This is a genomic window from Phyllobacterium sp. P30BS-XVII (assembly GCF_014138335.1).
Taxonomy (GTDB): domain Bacteria; phylum Pseudomonadota; class Alphaproteobacteria; order Rhizobiales; family Rhizobiaceae; genus Phyllobacterium; species Phyllobacterium meliloti.
In genome coordinates this window covers 460,714-477,556 of the sequence record NZ_JACGXO010000002.1, presented here as the reverse complement: position 1 = coordinate 477,556, position 16,843 = coordinate 460,714, and the positions used below count along the sequence as shown (strand labels likewise).

Sequence of the window (16,843 nt, the reverse complement as noted above, 5' to 3'; positions counted from 1 at the left end):
TGAATCAAACAGGGATCTGATCCCGCCATCACAATCATCAGGAAACAAGCGTACCTTCGATCTTCCTGCCCCAATCAATCAGCGGCTTTGCCTTGGTTGCAAACGCCAGCAATTCATCGGCAAGTGCCGGTGACGTAATGCCATCAGGGTCGATCGGGTAACGCACGGCAAAATGCCGGTTGCGCAAGGCTTCAATGAGATCGGCATCCACGACCGTTTCAAAGCCGCGCGGCGTGCGCTTCAACCGGTCATAATCGCTGAGGGTCAGACCGCCCTTCTTCAGCGCAGCCACCATGGCGCGGTAATTCTCCGGCTTTTCAACAATGGCCTTGCGCATGGCAAGTAGAAGCTCCGGCTTTTGCTGCCACCACGCCACCGCCGCATAGCAGCCTTTGTAGTCCTCAAGGCCAATGCAGACGTAGAAACAGCCTGATTCGGCCCATTTGCTCCCATCAGGCGAAAGCAATGCCGAAAGGTGCCGGTTATAGGGGCTCTTATCCTTGGCAAAGCGCGTATCGCGCTTGATACGGAACTGCGATTTCTTGCGGTCGCCCTTGAACGGCAATCCGGCTTTTTCAAACCTGATGATGAGATCATCGATCAGATCACCCAGCGGTTCCAGCAGATGCGCTTCGAACAGGTCCTTATTCTCCAGAAACCATTCGCGGTTCTGGTGAAAATCCAGTGCTTTCAGAAAAGGCAGCGCCTTGTCGCCAAAGCCTTTGAAAACCGTCTCGCTCATGCGCCCACCAATGTGAACCAGCTATCTTCATCGATGACTTCAATGCCCAGTGACTGCGCCTGTGTCAGCTTCGAACCGGCGCCCGGTCCCGCCACGACGAGATCAGTCTTTTTCGACACGGAACCGGCTGTTTTGGCGCCATAACGTTCGGCCATGGCTTTTGCCTCGTCGCGCGACATGCGTTCCAGCGAACCGGTGAAGACAATTGTCTTGCCCGCAACCGGTGAGTTGCCGACGGTGCGCACTTCCTCGTCAAGCGGTGTCACCTCCGCCAGCAATGCAGAAAGCGCCGTGCGGTTATGCTCTTCCGCATAGAAATCAACCAGCGCTTCCGCCACGATGCTGCCAATGCCCTCGACATCGTTGAGTTCGCGCCATGCATCATTGCCCTTGTCGGATTTATCCACCGGCAGGGTTGCAGCCTGCGCCACCGCTGCAAGCGCATCATAGGAGCGATAGGCCTTGGCCAGACGCTTGGCATTGACCTCGCCCACATGGCGAATGCCAAGCGCGTACACGAACCGGCTGAGCGTCACCTGCCGCCGGTCATCAATCGCATCGTAGAGTTTCTTGACCGATACGGCACCGAAGCCGTCAATATTCTCAAGCTTGGTCAGCGATGCTTCCTGCCTTTTCCTCAAGGTAAAGATATCCGCAGGCGTGCCGATATGCAGCGCCGGATCGTCGGATTTGAAGAAGAACTCGACCTGCTTTTCGCCAAGACCTTCAATGTCGAAGGCATTGCGCGATACAAAATGCCGGATACGTTCCACCGCCTGTGCCGGGCAGATAAGGCCGCCTGTGCAGCGCCTGACGGCTTCCCCCTCCTCACGCACCGCATGCGAGCCGCAGGCTGGGCATGTATCGGGGAAAACATAGGGCGACGGACCGCGCGGCTTGTCCGCGACAATATCAACAATCTGCGGAATGACATCACCCGCGCGCTGCACGACAACGGTATCGCCAACCCTGAGATCACGGCCCTCGCGGATCGGCTGGCCATTCTGGCCGATCCCTTTGATGTAATCCTCATTGTGCAGGGTCACGTTGGTGACGACAACGCCGCCCACCGTCACCGGCTCCAGCCGCGCCACGGGTGTCAACGCGCCGGTGCGGCCAACCTGAATATCGATGCCGCGCAAAATGGTGATGGCCCGTTCCGCCGGGAACTTATGTGCGATAGCCCAGCGCGGACTGCGGGAGACAAAGCCCAGCCGCTGCTGCAAAGCGAGATCGTCAACCTTGTAGACAACGCCGTCAATATCATAGCCAAGCGTCGCGCGTTGCTCCTCAATCTGGTGGTAGTGCTTCACCAGTCCCTCAACCGCATCGAACTTCTGCATCAGCGGATTAACGCGGAATCCGTAGGATTTGAAGGCTTCAACCATGCCCATCTGGGTTGAAGCAGGCATCTCGCTGACCTCACCCCAGGCATAGGCGAAAAATTGCAGGGGCCGCGATGCGGTAATCGTTGCATCAAGCTGGCGCAGGGAACCCGCCGCCGCATTGCGCGGATTGGCAAAAACCGGCTTGCCATCCTGTATCTGGCGCTCGTTCATCGCGGCAAAATCCGCATGGCTCATATAGACTTCGCCGCGCACCTCAAGCACATCAGGCGGATTGCCGCCAAGCACATTGGGAATGCTGGCCACAGTGCGGGCATTGAGCGTGACGTTTTCGCCCGTCGTGCCATCGCCGCGGGTTGCCGCCGTGACCAGCCGGCCCAGTTCATAGCGCAGTGACAGCGACAGTCCGTCAATCTTTGGCTCTGCGGTGATTGCAACCGGCGCGCTGGCGCCCAATTTCAGGAACCGTCTGATGCGATCAACAAAATCCTGCACATCCTGATCGGAAAAGGCATTGTCCAGCGACAGCATCGGTATGGAATGTGTGACCTTGCCGAATTTCTCCGAAACGGTCGCACCCACCTTGTTGGAAGGCGAATCTTCACGCTTCAGGTGCGGAAAACGTTGCTCAATGGCAAGGTTTCTGCGCCGCAGGGCGTCATACGCACCATCGGAAATCGTCGGGGCGTCTTCCGTATTATAGCGGTAATCATGCTGGGCAATTTCCGCCGCCAGACGGCCAAGCTCCTCTGCCGCTTCTGCTTCGCTCAATTCTTCTACGGAAATATCTGCCATGACCTGTCCGACGCTGAAAATACGGATTCGGCGCGAGATTAACTGAAGAAACGTGGAAAAGCATCGCCAATATCAATCGAGGATGCGGGTTGTGATCATATGCTGACAGTTGAACGATAAAGACCGCAGGGAGGTGAATGCTGGTGGTTCGTGGGTTCGTGGTTCGACAAGCTCACCATGAGGGAGAGAGGTGATGCAATGCTAATCGCAGACGTTACAGAATTTAGCACCCTCATCCTGAGCCTGTCGAAGGGCCTCATGGTGAGCTTGTCGAACCACGAACCACACCACAACTCACACACGACTCAAGCAGCGCTGTTTTCCCGCAGCAACCGCACTGCTGCAGCGCGGGCTTCATCCGTCACGCTGGCACCGGCGAGCATCCGGGCGATTTCTTCCTGACGATCACCGGTTTCCATCGCGTGGATCGATGTTGCCACCCGGTCATTGCCCGCAGCGGATTTGGCGATGAGAAAATGTGTCTGGGCGCGCGCGGCAACCTGCGGCGCATGGGTGACGGAAAGCACCTGCACCCGGTCAGACAGACGGCGCAGACGCTGGCCAATGGCATCGGCCACCGCGCCGCCAACACCCGTATCAATTTCATCAAAGACCAGCGTCGGCGCGGAACCACGGTCGGCCAAAGCCACTTTCAGCGCCAGGAGAAAGCGCGAGAGTTCGCCGCCTGAAGCAACTTTCATCATAGGTCCGGCACGGGTACCGGGATTGGTGCGCACCCAATATTCAACCGTATCAATGCCCTCGGGCAGGCGGTTCTCGGGATTGGCGGACATTTCAACGATGAATTCCGCCCGCTCCAGCTTCAAAGCAGGCAGTTCCGCCATCACAGCTGCTTTCAGATGCTCGGCAGTTTCGTGCCTTTCGCCTGACAGGCTCAAAGCGGCTTCATCATAGGCAAGACGCGCGGCCACAGCCTCTTTTTCCAGTGCGGCAAGCCGTTCTGCACCCGCATCAATATCTGCAAGATCCGCATCCATCTTGTCACGCAGGCTGGCGAGATCATCGACCGGAACCGAATATTTACGCGCCGCGCCGCGCAGGGCAAACAGCCGCTCTTCCGTTTGCTCCAGAACACGCGGATCGAAATCAATGGCGCGAATGGCCTGTTCGATCCCGTTCTGCGCTTCCGTCAGGGCGTTGAGCGCCTCATCGATGGCCTTGACCACCGGCTCCAGCAATTGCGGTGCTTCAGGCACCTTGCGCTCCAGCCGCCGTACAAGGCTGGCCAGCGATGGCACCGGCGAGCCCGAACCAGACAGGACTTCATTGGCGTCGTTCACATCACCGGCGATCTTTTCCGACCGCATCATCTCGGTGCGTCTGGTTGCCAGCGCCTCTTCCTCCAGCGGTTCCGGATCAAGCTTGGACAATTCATCGACGGAGGCGCGCAGGTAATCCGCCTCGCGGGTTGCCGCTTCCACCTTTGCCCGGTGCCGGACCAGTGTGTTCTCAGCATCACGCCACGTCTTGTGCAGGGCGCGCACTGTCGATGCCTTGGTTTCCAGCGCGCCAAAGGCATCAAGCAAGGTGCGGTGAATATCGATATCGATCAGCGCACGATCATCATGCTGGCCATGAATTTCCACCAGACGGCGGCCGAGTTCCCGCAGCAGCGTGACACTCGCAGCCTGATCATTGATGAAAACACGGCTGCGTCCATCCGATGTCTGCACCCGGCGCAGAATAATGTCGCCATCATCGCTGATATCATTGTCGCGCAGAAGCGCCCGCGCTGGATGCGCGCCTGCCACGTCGAACACGGCAGTTACCTGCCCCTGCTCTGCGCCATGGCGCACAAGCGAGGCATCGCCGCGTGCCCCAAGGGCAAGCGACAAGGCATCAAGCAGAATGGATTTACCGGCGCCAGTCTCACCCGTGAGTACCGACAAGCCATCGCGAAACTCAATGTCGAGCCGTTCAATCAGAACAATATCGCGGATCGACAGGTGCGAAAGCATGAGTAGCTCAGGTTAAAGTCTGTTATGCGCCATCTTTTTTGCCGCCAACAATCGATTGGGCAGCCTGTGACAACCATGAACCAGCATTCTGGCGAGGCTCCAGACCACCTGACTGCAGCAGCTTGTAGCTGTCCTTGTACCACTGGCTATCAGGATAATTCTGTCCAAGCACCGCAGCGGCTGTCTGGGCTTCACTGGTCAGACCAAGCGCATAATAGGCTTCTGTCAGACGGGCCAGCGCTTCTTCGATGTGGCGTGTATTGGAATATTGTTCGACAACGCCGCGGAAGCGCTTGATCGAAGCAAGGTAGTCCTTGCGCTCCAGATAGTAACGACCAACCTGCATTTCCTTACCGGCGAGCTGGTCGCGGGCAAAGCGGATCTTTGCCTTGGAGTCTTCAACATATTCCGACTGCGGGAAGCGTTCGACCACTTCGTTGAAAGCACCGATGGAGCGGCGTGTCATGCTCTGTTCGCGCGTCACATCTGGAATCTGCCGGTAGTAGCAAAGGCCGGTGATGTAATAGGCATAGGCAGCTTCCGGCTGCGTCGGATAAAGTGCGATGTAACGCTTCGTCATGGCAAGCGCATCATCATATTTGCCGGCGCGATAATTCGCAAAAGCGCCCATCACGAGCGCCTTGCGGGCAAATTCAGAATAGGGATGCTGGCGGTCAACCGCATCAAACTTCTTGGCAGCCTCGTCAAGACGCCCGGCGTTCAGATTGGCAAGGGCCTGATTGTAAAGCACATCGGCGGGCTCGATTGTGTCGACATAAGCAGACAGATCGAGGTCATCATCTTTCGAAGCACAACCTGAAATAGCGGTAATACCAGCAACGGACGCCAGAAGAAGGGCCAAACGGGCCTTGCTGCCAAACCCTGCACTCATCGACATTCTGCAACTCGCCATTCTGTCTTAGGCCCCATTCAAGAAATTAGAGCATTCTGCGCAAATTCGATATCACGTTTGCGCATCATGCTCTAGATACAGTCAAACTAACCGTCAGTTGGGCGTTCTTAAACCACAAGCCGACAGAATCAGCAATCTTATTGCCATCTAATCGTCCAAATTTGTGGCAGAGACAGAAATGAGCTGTGAAAAGGCAATATTCCTTTATTTTGGCAGCGAAAGATGGCCGACCTTGTAAATCTGGGTGGCGGCATTGACCGGACCTGGCCCTTCGGCGCTCCACAGGCGGAATCGCACAACCGTCCATGTGGTGGGTTCAAAGCCGGTGACAGAGGCGACAACGCCCGATTGTTCGATGTCTTCAATCGCCTTTTCACTCTCCAGACGCCGCCTGTCGCCAACGGGTATGCTCATATCAACAGGCAGAATCTCACGGGTAGCAAATACCGCCTGTGCAACATCGGGTGCAATGCGCGCCTGCCAGACAAACCAGGATTTCACCTGTGGTCGCCCAAACGATTGTGACACGGCGACAAACCCATCCCCGCCGAGAAAATTGTTCAGTCCCTGCACGTCATCCCAGAGATAAAATGGTGCATAGAGATTGTCGCGGCTACGGGTTTCATCGGTACGGCGCGCCGACAGATAGGCCTTGAAGCGAAGATGCGGGAAATTGTCGAGCAAATGGCCCTTCTCCGCAATACGGCGGTCAATGATCGCCATATCGTAATCGGATGGCAGGGTGAAACTATACTGCATGGCAATCATGGTTTGATGCCTTTCCGGTCAACAGGTTCAAGCCAGTATACGGACTTGCCCTCATGCACAGCCTGAATGCTGATATAGGAGAACGCGCTCCTATAGCTGGCACCATGCCAATGGCGTTCATTCGGGGCGAACCAGACGCAATCCCCTGCCCGCAATTCCTCAACCGGGCCACCATCGCGCTGGGCGAGACCAACACCCGACAGCACATAGAGAAATTGCCCGCGTGGATGCGTATGCCAATGCGTGATGACATCTGGATCAACCGTTGCACGCATGACGGTGTTCTCGCCCTCCTGTTCGCTTTCGAGCAGCATCTCCGCCCAGAACGGCGCGGAGGAAATACCATCAGGAGAACGGGCAATTGCAGTTCCTGCCCGGCGCACCGTCATTTGGCCGGGGCAGGTCTTTGGTTTGGTTGGTACATGGTCATTCATGGGACTATCACCTGTTTTGAAAGAAGCTGGATTCAGGCAACCTCGAACATCTGCATACCGCCATTGGCAAAGGACCACTCATCCCGGCTGGATGTGCTGATGATGATCATGACGTCTTCGGGCCGCACGCCGGGGGCAGCCGCAAGCCGCTCAACCAGCCTCTCATAGAATGCCTTTTTCGTTGCCGTATCGCGCGGCTTGCCGATTGCGATGGCGAAAATGATGAAATCATCGGAACGCGGACCACCAAGATAGTTTCGGTCAAAAATGAACTCGTTCGGGCGGTGCTGATGGATAACCTGGAATAGATCGTTAACAGGGACATTGAACGTCTCGATCATGGCCTGATACAGGCTGTCAGACACGGCCTTCAGATAGTCATCAGACTTACCCTCACGCAGGGAAATACGGGCGAATGGCATGGACCTATCCTCTTTGATCTGGCGCTCCGGTTTCTGGTGGCGGGCGCAATTGAACTTGACGAAATGGTTCTAGCACGCCACAATAATCCTGATAATCAGAAATAATTGGATCAATGATCCTGAAAAAGTGGATTAATGACGATGCGTCAAACCACATTTGATCTCGATGTGCTGCGAACCTTCGCCACGGGGGTTGATCTCGGCAATTTTGCCAAGGCGGCGGACAGGCTTGGTCGTTCCACCTCGGCTGTCAGCGCGCAACTGAAAAAGCTGGAACAGCAGGCAGGTACGCCCATCTTCCAGAAATCCGGGCGCGGACTGGCGCTCACCGACGCGGGCGAGACCATGCTTGCCTATGCCAGACGGTTGCTTGACCTGAACGACGAGGCGGCAAGCGCCATCCATGGCATTGAACTGGAAGGCTGGGTGCGGCTCGGTCTGCAGGAGGATTTCGGCGAAACCCTGCTGCCCAATATTCTCGGACAATTTGCCCGGGCACACCCGAAAGTGCGCATCGAGGCGCGCGTTGCCCGCAATGCCGAGCTGGTTGATCGCGTCACCTCGGGCCGGCTTGATCTCGCATTGGCGTGGAATATCGGCGCACCACTCCCCTACGGTCAACGCATCATGGATGTACCCATGTGCTGGGTGGGCTCGGTCAATCCCAATATGCTCTGGCAAAAATCCGATGGCGACCCCCTGCCGCTGGCCGCGCTGGAAGCGCCCTGCCTTTTGCGCACGGCGGCCATCAACGCGCTTGACCGCGCCGGTATTGCCTGGCGGCTGGCGTTCATCAGCCCGAGCCTTGGCGGCTTATGGGCAGCAACGGCAGCGGGGTTGGGCCTGACCATCCGCACGCCCATTGGCTTGCCCAAATCTGTCCAGCTGATCGCACCGGAGGAAAACGGGCTGCCCGTTCTGCCAAAAATTGGACTGGACCTGCTACGAGCCGACTCGGAACCCGCGGCCGTTACTGCGCGATTGGCCTCGATCATTTTGCAAGCCTTGCAGGAGTTTGTGCCTGTCCGGGCCGAGGCTGCTTAGGCCGTTGTGAGTGGTTTGTGGTTCGTGGTTCGACAGGCTCACCATGAGGGAGAGTGTGGATGCAACGATAATCGTCAACGTTGCAGAATAAAGCCCCCCTCACCCTGAGCCTGTCGAAGGGCCTCATGGTGAGCCTGTCGAACCATGCACTCCCGACAGCACCGTCACCTTTTACCTCTCTCCGTCATCCTCGGGCTTGACCCGAGGACCCCCTAGCGGAACAGCAATATCCGCATTTGTGAAATGCATTGGCTAAATCCCGACTTCAAAGTGGAATTGTACTATCTCACGCGATGCGAGATTGGGTCCTCGGGTCAAGCCCGAGGATGACGGAGGGTTGAGCGTTTTTGGATGACGGAGAGATGGGTGCTTTAGAATATGGAGAGATGGTGCTTTAGAATATTCAGCATGTCTAAATCACCCGGGGCGCAAACACTGCTGCATTGACCGCGCCCAATGATGCACCTTGACCTGCTTGATCAGGCATCTCGACAATCTCAAACCCTGACGGATCAGATAATAGCGCGCGCAGCGCCATGGCATTCAAACGGTGCCCGCCACGATAGGACCGGAAGCAGCCGATAAACGGGCTACCGGCCAGCGCAAGATCACCAACCGCATCCAGCGTCTTGTGGCGCACGAATTCATCCTTGAACCGCAGGCCACCGGGATTGATGATATTGTGGTCGTCACCGATAACGAGCGAATTGTCGAGCGATGACGCCAGCGCCAGCCCAGCCGCCCAGAGCTTTTCCACATCGCGCATGAACCCGAAAGTACGGGCGCGGGAAATCTCGTCGCGGAAAACCGCTTCGCTCATATCGCCGGTGAAGGCCTGCCTGCCGATGACGGGGGTTTCGAAATCGATTTCCACCTCGTAGCGCGTACCATCATAGGGGCGAAACTCCGCCCATGACGCTCCAGCCTCAATGCGCGATGGCTTGAGCACGCGGATATAACGGCGCTTGGCCATTTGGGCCACAAGCCCGGCCTGATCAAAGGCTGCAAGAAAAGCCGCCGATGTTCCATCGACGATGGGCACCTCCGGTCCGTCAATCCTGATAATCAGATTGTCGATCCCTGCCCCCGATATGGCGGCCATGACATGTTCAACGGTGCTGACACTGACGCCATCACGATTGGTAAGGGTGGTGCTCAGATCCGTGGTGCCGACTTCCGAAATCAAGGCTTTGATCTCATGGCTGGTGCCCGCCGAATCGAGCCGGTGAAAGACAATGCCAGTGTCAGGGTCCGACGGCAGAAAGGTCATGCTGACGGGCGTGCCACTGTGTACACCAATCCCCGATAGCGAGACCTGTTCTGCGATGGTCGTTTGATAGTCGCGCAACTGAGACCTCTGATTTGCCCATATCATTGAAAATTCAATCCGTGCCGTTCTGCCAGAATCAAACGGAACCGCAGCTATTTTGCGCCGCAAGATACATTTGACGCAGCGCCAGACAAAATCACGGTTTCGGCAGCCCTTTAATGGCGCTGATCAGATAAAAACTAGGTCGTTTCCAAGGTTTTTCAATAGTTTGAATGAAAAAACCCGCCATTGAAACAATGGCGGGTTTTATATTTCTTAATAATCCGTGATCGGATCAGTTAGCCTGACGGCGCAGGAATGCCGGGATTTCAAGCTGATCATCTTCCGACGACTGACGGGACTGCGGCTGAACGCGGCCCTGTTCGTCAAGCTGTCCGCGACGCGGTGCGTAGATCGATGCATCCTGCGACAGCGGGCGGCGTGGTTCTGCCGGGCGCATGGCCGGTTCGCGTGGCTGCGCTGGCTCGAGCCGTGCCGTGTCATCTTCACGGCGGGTCAGGCCAGCGGTCAGGCGCTTCAGGAGACCCATCGGGCCACGGTCTTCGTGGCTGTCATAGGATGCCTGATCACGGCCATGGTCGCGGGCATTGAGTTCTGCCTGAACAACCGGCGGGAAATCAGCAACGTTAGGCATGCGTGGTGCCGGTGCTGGCTGCGGAGCCGGCGCGGCCTGCACAGGAGCCTGTGGCTGCGGTGCTGGCTGATGAACCGGCTGCTGCGGTGCAGCGGCAACAGGCGCATCAAAGACTTCAGGAGCAGGAGCCTGGAAAATACGGCTCTGCGGGCGGAATTCCTGTTCGGCAGGCTGCGGTGCGCGCTGTGGCATTTCCATTTCGGCGGCGCGCATTGCGTCGGCGACCGGATCTGCGATACGGGCGGCTGGCTGCTGCACAGCAGGACGTGGTGCAACGGTTTCAACCCGGGCAGCTGGCTGCTGGACCGGCTTGGCAATCGGCTTCATCGGCTGGCGAAATTCGATCGGCGCAGGGGCCGAATCTCCTACCTGCTTGTCGATACCTGTTGCCACGACCGAAACGCGGATGATGCCTTCAAGGCTTTCATCGAAGGTTGCGCCGAGGATGATGTTTGCATCCTGATCGACTTCTTCGCGAATACGTGTTGCAGCCTCGTCCACTTCAAACAGCGTCATGTCACGCCCGCCGGTGATCGAGATCAGCAGGCCCTTGGCACCGCGCATGGAAGTTTCATCCAAAAGCGGGTTGGCAATTGCAGCTTCAGCAGCGGCCATTGCACGGCCATCACCGGAAGCCTCACCTGTGCCCATCATCGCCTTGCCCATCTCGCGCATCACCGAACGAACGTCGGCGAAGTCGAGATTGATCAGGCCTTCCTTGACCATCAGGTCGGTGATGCAGGCAACACCGGAGTAGAGAACCTGATCGGCCATGGCGAAGGCATCGGCAAAGGTCGTCTTGTCATTGGCGATGCGGAAAAGGTTCTGGTTTGGAATGACGATCAGTGTATCGACATTCTTCTGCAGGTCCTCAATGCCCATATCGGCGGTGCGCATGCGGCGCTGACCTTCGAAATGGAAAGGCTTGGTGACAACACCAACGGTCAGGATGCCTTTTTCGCGTGCGGCGCGGGCAACAACAGGGGCTGCACCGGTACCGGTACCGCCGCCCATGCCTGCCGTTACGAAGCACATATGCGTGCCCTGCAGGTGATCGTTGATTTCATCGATGCATTCTTCAGCGGCTGCGCGGCCAACTTCCGGCTGCGAACCAGCGCCAAGACCTTCTGTTACAGCCGCCCCAAGCTGAATAAGACGTTCAGCCTTTGACTGCGCCAGTGCCTGGGCGTCCGTATTGGCCACAACAAACTCAACACCGCGCAAACCGGCATTGATCATGTTATTGACCGCGTTGCCACCGCCACCACCAACACCAAATACGGTGATCCGGGGCTTAAGCTCGGTAATGTCCGGCTTTTGCAGATTGATGCTCATTTGTTTGTTCCTTTTTCCTTTACCGCGTCGCCGCCGCGGTATCTTTTTTGGGTTTCCCCGGATTGATCAAAAACTCTCTTTCAGCCACTGGCCGATACGCTGAAAACGCCCACCCGTACCTGTCATCAGCGATGATGAACCGGCCTTTACAGAACGCTCTTCAATTCCTGCCACCTGCGGATAGATCAACAGACCGACCGCTGCGGAGAAAGCTGGCCCCTTGGCTGCTTCGGGAAGCCCCGTAACACCCAGAGGACGGCCAATACGTACGTTGCGGGCCAGAATACGGCGCGCCACTTCAGGCAAGCCGGCCAACTGGCTGGCTCCACCTGTCAGGACAACACGCTTGCCGACAATCTGGCCGTAGCCGGACTGGTTCAGGCGATCACGTGCCAATTCCAGTGTTTCTTCCACACGAGCCCGGATGATGCGGGTGAGTACAGCGCGTGGATATTGATTGGGAACGTCCCGGCCATCATTGCCGAGCGGCGAAACGCTGATCAGGTCGCGATCATCGGCAGCACTTGGCAAGGCCGAACCGTGCATGACCTTCAAACGTTCCGCATCGTCCATATGGGCGGAAAGACCGCGCGCCACATCCATGGTCACGTGATTGCCGCCAATCGCAATAGCATCGGCATGAATGAACTTGCCTTCGGAGAAAACCGAAATCGTTGTCGTGCCGCCGCCCATATCGATGCAGGCAGCACCCATTTCCGCTTCGTCATCGACAAGCGCGGAAAGACCGCTGGCATAGGGCGTTGCAATCATCGCTTCAACCGAGAGGTGGCAGCGATTGACGCACAATTCGAGATTGCGCAATGGCGCCGCATCGGCGGTCAGCACATGCATCTCAACGCCGAGCGTGTCGCCGATCATGCCAAGCGGATCGCGAATGCCCTTCTCGCCATCGAGCGCATAACCGATGGGCAGCGAGTGAACGAGGTGACGCTCCGTTGCCAGTGCCTGCTTGGCACCCGCAGCAAGCACCCGGCGGATATCGGACTGATCGACTTCATGACCGCCCAGATTGATGCTGGCGGAAAAGCTTTCGCTCTTCAGGCGACCGGCAGAAATGTTGACGATCATTGAGTCGACAGTCAGGCCAGCCATGCGTTCAGCCGCATCGACGGCCAGACGAATAGCCTGTTCGGCTGCGTCGAGATTGACGATGACGCCGGATTTGATACCGCGTGATTTCTGATGGCCGATACCAAGCACTTCGATGCGATGGGTACGGCCAGGCAGATGCGAACTTTCCTCGCGCGGACGCAGCCGGGCGATGATGCAGCACACCTTGCTTGAACCAATATCAAGAACTGTCAAAGACCGCGTCCGTTTTGCGGAAGCAGCTCCAGATGACGCGTTCTTTCCGTTCAGAATACTCATATACGCTTCTCCGAACGCTTAGGCGCTTTGTCTCGCGCCTTCAAAAACTCTACGCGCTGAACCATCGCATCTGGCGTCAGCTTCACAACAACCCGGTCCGCAAGCCGCAGATCCACCGACGAGATCGCGCGGGACAAAAGCCCGTCTTTGCGGTCCATATTCACGATGTCCGCAAGCGCCTGATCGATGCGGAATTCCGGCAACATCACGGTCACGCCGTTTTTCAGGATCAGATCCCAGCGCCGGTCAGCCACGCGGGCATAGGCCTTGACCTCGGAAACAACCTGCGGAAACGCGGCAATCTGGGCGAACAGCATTTTCGCCTGCTTGTCGGCACCGGCACCCATAATCAGCGGCAATCCGGCATTGCGGCCAGCCGTATAGGGCACGATCACACGACCATCGGCGTCAATGACCGACAGATCATCGCCGTTCTGCCAGATGGCCAGCGCAGAGCGCTCATGAATCGAAATCTGGATGGTGTTTGGATAGACCTTGAACACATCAACCGATTCAACCCAAGGCAAGGTCGCAACGGCTTTTTGCGCATCGGCTGCACTCAGGCCAACCAGTGAAGTCTCGCCATCAAGACCAAGCGCACCAAGCACGTCGATCTCCGAGGTTTCCTTGTTGCCGACGACCTTCACATCTTCAATGGCAAAACCGAAGGTCGAAGTCGTCACCTTGACCACCTCGGGCGCATGACCGCCGAGAATGGCGCCGTAAGCACCGGTCAGAGCCAGAAATACCACGGCACCGAGCGTGCCGGTGTGATTGGGAATATGAACTTCACCCTCGACCATACGGGTAAAGACGCGCACAGGCTTGCGCAGGAATTTCGGCAGGACAAAGCGGAAACGGCCAAAAGCAGCCGTCCTGTCCGAAGACACCGGCGCCACACCCCGTGGGTGTATATTTTTGCCCTTCAACGCAAACACGATGCGTCCTCCACCATCCAACTCAACAATTCACCGAAGGTATGCCCCGCAGCTTTGGCGATATCAGGTACAAGAGATGTTGGAGTCATGCCCGGCTGAGTGTTTACCTCCAGCCAAATCAGTTCGCCATCTTCGGAAAAACGGTCGTCGTAACGGAAGTCCGACCGGCTAATCCCTTTACATCCAATTGCCTGATGCGCCTTGAGTGCTAGTGTTTGTATTTTTTGGTAAATTTTTAGTGAAATTTTTGCCGGACACACATGATTTGATCCGCCTGCAACATATTTTGAATCATAATCGTAGAACTGATGGCCCACAGGAATGATTTCGCATACTCCGATTGCCACGTCGCCCATCACCGCGCAGGTCAATTCGCGTCCGTGAATGTAACGCTCGACCATAACTGTGTTGCCATATTTCCATTCAGGCGAGGTGATCACCTGCGGCGGATGCGACTGATCTTCCTTGACGATGACAACACCGAAGCTCGAACCTTCATTGACAGGCTTGACCACGTAAGGCGGCTTCATCGGATGTTTGGTCGTGAAATCGAAACGGTTCATCACCTTGGCTTCAGCCACGGGAACACCAGCAGCCTTGGCCACAGTCTTGGCCTGCTCCTTGTCCATGGCCAGAGCCGAGGCAAGCACGCCGGAGTGCGTATAGGGAATTTCCAGATATTCGAGGATGCCCTGAATTGTGCCGTCTTCACCAAAGGGGCCATGCAAGGCATTGAACGCCACATCAGGGCGCAATTCGGCGAGCACACTGGCGACATCCCGCCCGACATCAACGCGGGTGATTTGATAACCCTCAGCTTCCAGAGCAGCAGCGCAGGCATTGCCCGAGGAGAGACTCACCGGACGTTCCGATGAAAACCCACCCATCAGCATCGCAACATGCTTTTTCGCCATGGAGGCAACCCCTCAAACACATCCCCATCGAAAGCGAAAATTTGACATGAGTCTCCGCAAGCCCGGCGATCAAGACCGCAGGCACCCGAGGCTGATTGAAATCAGCCGACTCAAATCAGTTAACGCTTGTCCCTAAAGAATCAGAGAGTTGATTCGCTGACAAGTCCCCTTTGATTCAACAATGATATTTCGTGGAAAAAAAGAGTCATGAACCCGATTATGCGGCCCGTGTTGCCGCTTCGATTGCCCCGGCAATCCATTCATTCAGACTTTTGTTCTCCGCTGCGGCTGCCAAAACGGCAGCCTCGTGAACGTCAGCAGTCAGACGAACATTAAAACGGCCGGAAAATTCGCGAAATGGCGCGATGCCCTTCTCCGCGCACATCTCAAGAAAGACCTGAAGAGACTTTCTCCCTTCCAAAAGAAGCCCTTCGACGCTTTGCGCGTAAAAATCCGCACCGCCATTCAGTCCGAGAAACTCACCTCTTATCAGGCCCAGTTCAGGATCAAATGAAATGACAGCCTTGTGGCCATCCACATCAAGAATGTTCTTCAAGGTCTTACTCCATGGCTCTCAAGCCATTTTCGGATAGCGGCAACCGCGCCTTTATCGGTATCCGGCGATGGGTGCGGGCGATGAAACACCCTGACTTCACCGAACAGAAATACACCAATGCGCGAACCCTCTCTTTCACTCACCTCAGCGCCCAGACAAATAAACAGCGCTTCAATCTCCGCCCAGCGGATTGAACCACTGACCGGACGACTGAATATCTGCACCAGAGTTGCGTGGTGTCTTCTCTTCAGATTAATGGTACCAAATTATAGTACTAATAACAATAAAAATGATTTCAGTATTCAGAACTTACAAAAGCTGGCCCAGATACTCCTGGACTTCCTGACCGGGACGGAAAAGCCCCAGACGCTTGATTTCCCAATGCAGGTGAATGCCGGAATTTTCCAGCACGCGGGCACGGATTGTCTCACCGAGCGTTTCCAGATCATGCCCGCTGGCAGTGCCCGTATTGATCATGAAATTGCAGTGCATCGGCGACATCTGTGCGCCGCCAATCATCAGACCGCGACCGCCGGCGGCATCAATTTCCTTCCACGCGGAGGTGCCTTCCGGGTTCTTGAAGGTCGATCCACCGGTTTTTTCACGGATCGGCTGCACTGTCTCGCGGTGCTGCTGAACCGCATTCATCGCTGCCTGAATGGCATGAGTTTCACCCGGTGTTCCCTCAAGCAGGGCGGAGGTAAAAATCAGATCCTTGGCGGCACCGGAATGGCGATATTCATAGCCCATATCCGCATTGGACAGGATATGCACATTGCCCTTTCGGTCGAGCGCCCGCACCTCGACCACCCGCTCGCGTGTTTCAACGCCATTGGCACCGGCATTCATACGCAGGGCCCCGCCAAGGCCGCCGGGTATGCCATGATAAAAATGGAAACCGGCAATTTTTGCATCAAGTGCGGTCGCGGCAAGCCGCTTGTCTGGCGTCGCTGCTCCGGCGCGTAGCTGTGTATCACCCACGCGCTCAACCTCGCCAAAGCCCTTGGCCGAAAGGCGCACGACAAAACCCGGCACGCCGCCATCACGCACCAGAAGGTTGGAGCCGATCCCGACAACGAGGATCGGATATTCTTCGGGAACTGCCTGAAGGAACGTGGCAAGGTCTTCTTCGTCGGCGGGCTGGAACATGACTTCAGCAGGGCCACCGGCGCGGAACCATGTGACTTTTTCCATTCCCATATTGGGCGTCAGCCGCCCGCGTAAGCCTGAGAAACGATCCCCCAGCTTGCCAAGCAGAGCCTCGCCATCAATCCTTGAAGACATAATATCCTTCCAGCAGTTAT

The 16,843-nt window shown here is 56.6% G+C and carries 16 protein-coding genes; 1 reads left to right on the top strand and 15 read right to left on the bottom strand.

Going from position 1 to position 16,843, the window contains the following annotated elements; all coding sequences use genetic code 11:
* Positions 1-37: 37 nt before the first annotated feature.
* The 7 genes from FHW17_RS08200 to FHW17_RS08170 all read right to left on the bottom strand — a co-directional run bounded on the left by FHW17_RS08200 (position 38) and on the right by FHW17_RS08170 (position 7,399).
* Positions 38-742 carry a TIGR02453 family protein gene (locus FHW17_RS08200; RefSeq protein ID WP_182509583.1) on the bottom strand — a complete coding sequence of 235 codons (705 nt, stop codon included), beginning with the start codon at positions 740-742 and terminating at the stop codon, positions 38-40.
* Positions 739-2,883 (bottom strand): NAD-dependent DNA ligase LigA, encoded by a 2,145-nt coding sequence (gene ligA / locus FHW17_RS08195; RefSeq protein ID WP_182509582.1) that lies wholly within the window; start codon positions 2,881-2,883, stop codon positions 739-741. Before ligA ends, FHW17_RS08200 begins: the two co-directional genes overlap by 4 nt.
* Positions 2,884-3,188: 305 nt before the next feature.
* Positions 3,189-4,862 carry a DNA repair protein RecN gene (gene recN / locus FHW17_RS08190; protein ID WP_182509581.1) on the bottom strand — a complete coding sequence of 558 codons (1,674 nt, stop codon included), beginning with the start codon at positions 4,860-4,862 and terminating at the stop codon, positions 3,189-3,191.
* Between the two features lie 22 nt (positions 4,863-4,884).
* Positions 4,885-5,754, bottom strand: coding sequence for an outer membrane protein assembly factor BamD (locus FHW17_RS08185; protein ID WP_112529126.1), 870 nt, complete (start codon positions 5,752-5,754; stop codon positions 4,885-4,887).
* Between the two features lie 225 nt (positions 5,755-5,979).
* Complete coding sequence (locus tag FHW17_RS08180; protein WP_182509580.1) at positions 5,980-6,543, bottom strand: DUF4865 family protein; 564 nt, start codon at positions 6,541-6,543, stop codon at positions 5,980-5,982.
* Positions 6,540-6,977: a cupin domain-containing protein gene (locus FHW17_RS08175; RefSeq protein ID WP_182509579.1), complete on the bottom strand. Its 438-nt coding sequence runs from the start codon at positions 6,975-6,977 to the stop codon at positions 6,540-6,542. Before FHW17_RS08175 ends, FHW17_RS08180 begins: the two co-directional genes overlap by 4 nt.
* A gap of 32 nt (positions 6,978-7,009) precedes the next feature.
* Positions 7,010-7,399 (bottom strand): tautomerase family protein, encoded by a 390-nt coding sequence (locus FHW17_RS08170; RefSeq protein WP_091878481.1) that lies wholly within the window; start codon positions 7,397-7,399, stop codon positions 7,010-7,012.
* A gap of 141 nt (positions 7,400-7,540) precedes the next feature.
* Here FHW17_RS08170 and FHW17_RS08165 point away from each other — a divergent pair, with 141 nt between their 5' ends.
* Positions 7,541-8,443, top strand: a complete 903-nt coding sequence (locus FHW17_RS08165; RefSeq protein WP_182509578.1) for a LysR substrate-binding domain-containing protein — start codon at positions 7,541-7,543, stop codon at positions 8,441-8,443.
* A gap of 412 nt (positions 8,444-8,855) precedes the next feature.
* On the opposite strand, the gene lpxC is transcribed toward FHW17_RS08165, so the two are convergent.
* The 8 genes from lpxC to murB form a co-directional block, all read right to left on the bottom strand.
* Positions 8,856-9,818 (bottom strand): UDP-3-O-acyl-N-acetylglucosamine deacetylase, encoded by a 963-nt coding sequence (gene lpxC / locus FHW17_RS08160; protein WP_182509577.1) that lies wholly within the window; start codon positions 9,816-9,818, stop codon positions 8,856-8,858.
* 229 nt (positions 9,819-10,047) lie between these two features.
* Positions 10,048-11,742, bottom strand: a complete 1,695-nt coding sequence (gene ftsZ / locus FHW17_RS08155; RefSeq protein ID WP_112529120.1) for a cell division protein FtsZ — start codon at positions 11,740-11,742, stop codon at positions 10,048-10,050.
* Between the two features lie 66 nt (positions 11,743-11,808).
* Complete coding sequence (gene ftsA / locus FHW17_RS08150) at positions 11,809-13,131, bottom strand: cell division protein FtsA (RefSeq protein ID WP_112529118.1); 1,323 nt, start codon at positions 13,129-13,131, stop codon at positions 11,809-11,811.
* Positions 13,128-14,021, bottom strand: coding sequence for a cell division protein FtsQ/DivIB (locus tag FHW17_RS08145; protein WP_227988026.1), 894 nt, complete (start codon positions 14,019-14,021; stop codon positions 13,128-13,130). The genes ftsA and FHW17_RS08145 overlap by 4 nt, the downstream gene beginning before the upstream one ends.
* 35 nt (positions 14,022-14,056) lie before the next feature.
* The gene (locus FHW17_RS08140; protein ID WP_112529114.1) at positions 14,057-14,983 is read right to left on the bottom strand and encodes a D-alanine--D-alanine ligase; all 927 of its coding nucleotides are present in this window, start codon (positions 14,981-14,983) and stop codon (positions 14,057-14,059) included.
* A 217-nt stretch (positions 14,984-15,200) separates the two neighbouring features.
* Positions 15,201-15,539 carry a type II toxin-antitoxin system HicB family antitoxin gene (locus FHW17_RS25175; RefSeq protein WP_112529112.1) on the bottom strand — a complete coding sequence of 113 codons (339 nt, stop codon included), beginning with the start codon at positions 15,537-15,539 and terminating at the stop codon, positions 15,201-15,203.
* A complete protein-coding gene (locus FHW17_RS25170; protein ID WP_234528017.1) occupies positions 15,536-15,682 on the bottom strand; it encodes a type II toxin-antitoxin system HicA family toxin in 147 nt (48 codons plus the stop codon). The genes FHW17_RS25175 and FHW17_RS25170 overlap by 4 nt, the downstream gene beginning before the upstream one ends.
* A gap of 166 nt (positions 15,683-15,848) precedes the next feature.
* The gene (gene murB / locus FHW17_RS08125) at positions 15,849-16,823 is read right to left on the bottom strand and encodes a UDP-N-acetylmuramate dehydrogenase (RefSeq protein WP_182509576.1); all 975 of its coding nucleotides are present in this window, start codon (positions 16,821-16,823) and stop codon (positions 15,849-15,851) included.
* Between the last annotated feature and the right edge of the window lie 20 nt (positions 16,824-16,843).

Bases quoted from the DNA above. Each gene is read 5' to 3' on its own strand.
- FHW17_RS08140 (WP_112529114.1), bottom strand. From the start codon at position 14,983: ATGGCGAAAAAGCATGTTGCGATGCTGATGGGTGGGTTTTCATCGGAA.
- FHW17_RS08175 (WP_182509579.1), bottom strand. From the start codon at position 6,977: ATGAATGACCATGTACCAACCAAACCAAAGACCTGCCCCGGCCAAATG.
- FHW17_RS08200 (WP_182509583.1), bottom strand. From the start codon at position 742: ATGAGCGAGACGGTTTTCAAAGGCTTTGGCGACAAGGCGCTGCCTTTT.
- ligA (WP_182509582.1), bottom strand. From the start codon at position 2,883: ATGGCAGATATTTCCGTAGAAGAATTGAGCGAAGCAGAAGCGGCAGAG.
- FHW17_RS08185 (WP_112529126.1), bottom strand. From the start codon at position 5,754: ATGAGTGCAGGGTTTGGCAGCAAGGCCCGTTTGGCCCTTCTTCTGGCG.
- murB (WP_182509576.1), bottom strand. From the start codon at position 16,823: ATGTCTTCAAGGATTGATGGCGAGGCTCTGCTTGGCAAGCTGGGGGAT.
- recN (WP_182509581.1), bottom strand. From the start codon at position 4,862: ATGCTTTCGCACCTGTCGATCCGCGATATTGTTCTGATTGAACGGCTC.
- lpxC (WP_182509577.1), bottom strand. From the start codon at position 9,818: ATGATATGGGCAAATCAGAGGTCTCAGTTGCGCGACTATCAAACGACC.
- ftsZ (WP_112529120.1), bottom strand. From the start codon at position 11,742: ATGAGCATCAATCTGCAAAAGCCGGACATTACCGAGCTTAAGCCCCGG.
- ftsA (WP_112529118.1), bottom strand. From the start codon at position 13,131: ATGAGTATTCTGAACGGAAAGAACGCGTCATCTGGAGCTGCTTCCGCA.
- FHW17_RS08180 (WP_182509580.1), bottom strand. From the start codon at position 6,543: ATGATTGCCATGCAGTATAGTTTCACCCTGCCATCCGATTACGATATG.
- FHW17_RS08165 (WP_182509578.1), top strand. From the start codon at position 7,541: ATGCGTCAAACCACATTTGATCTCGATGTGCTGCGAACCTTCGCCACG.
- FHW17_RS08170 (WP_091878481.1), bottom strand. From the start codon at position 7,399: ATGCCATTCGCCCGTATTTCCCTGCGTGAGGGTAAGTCTGATGACTAT.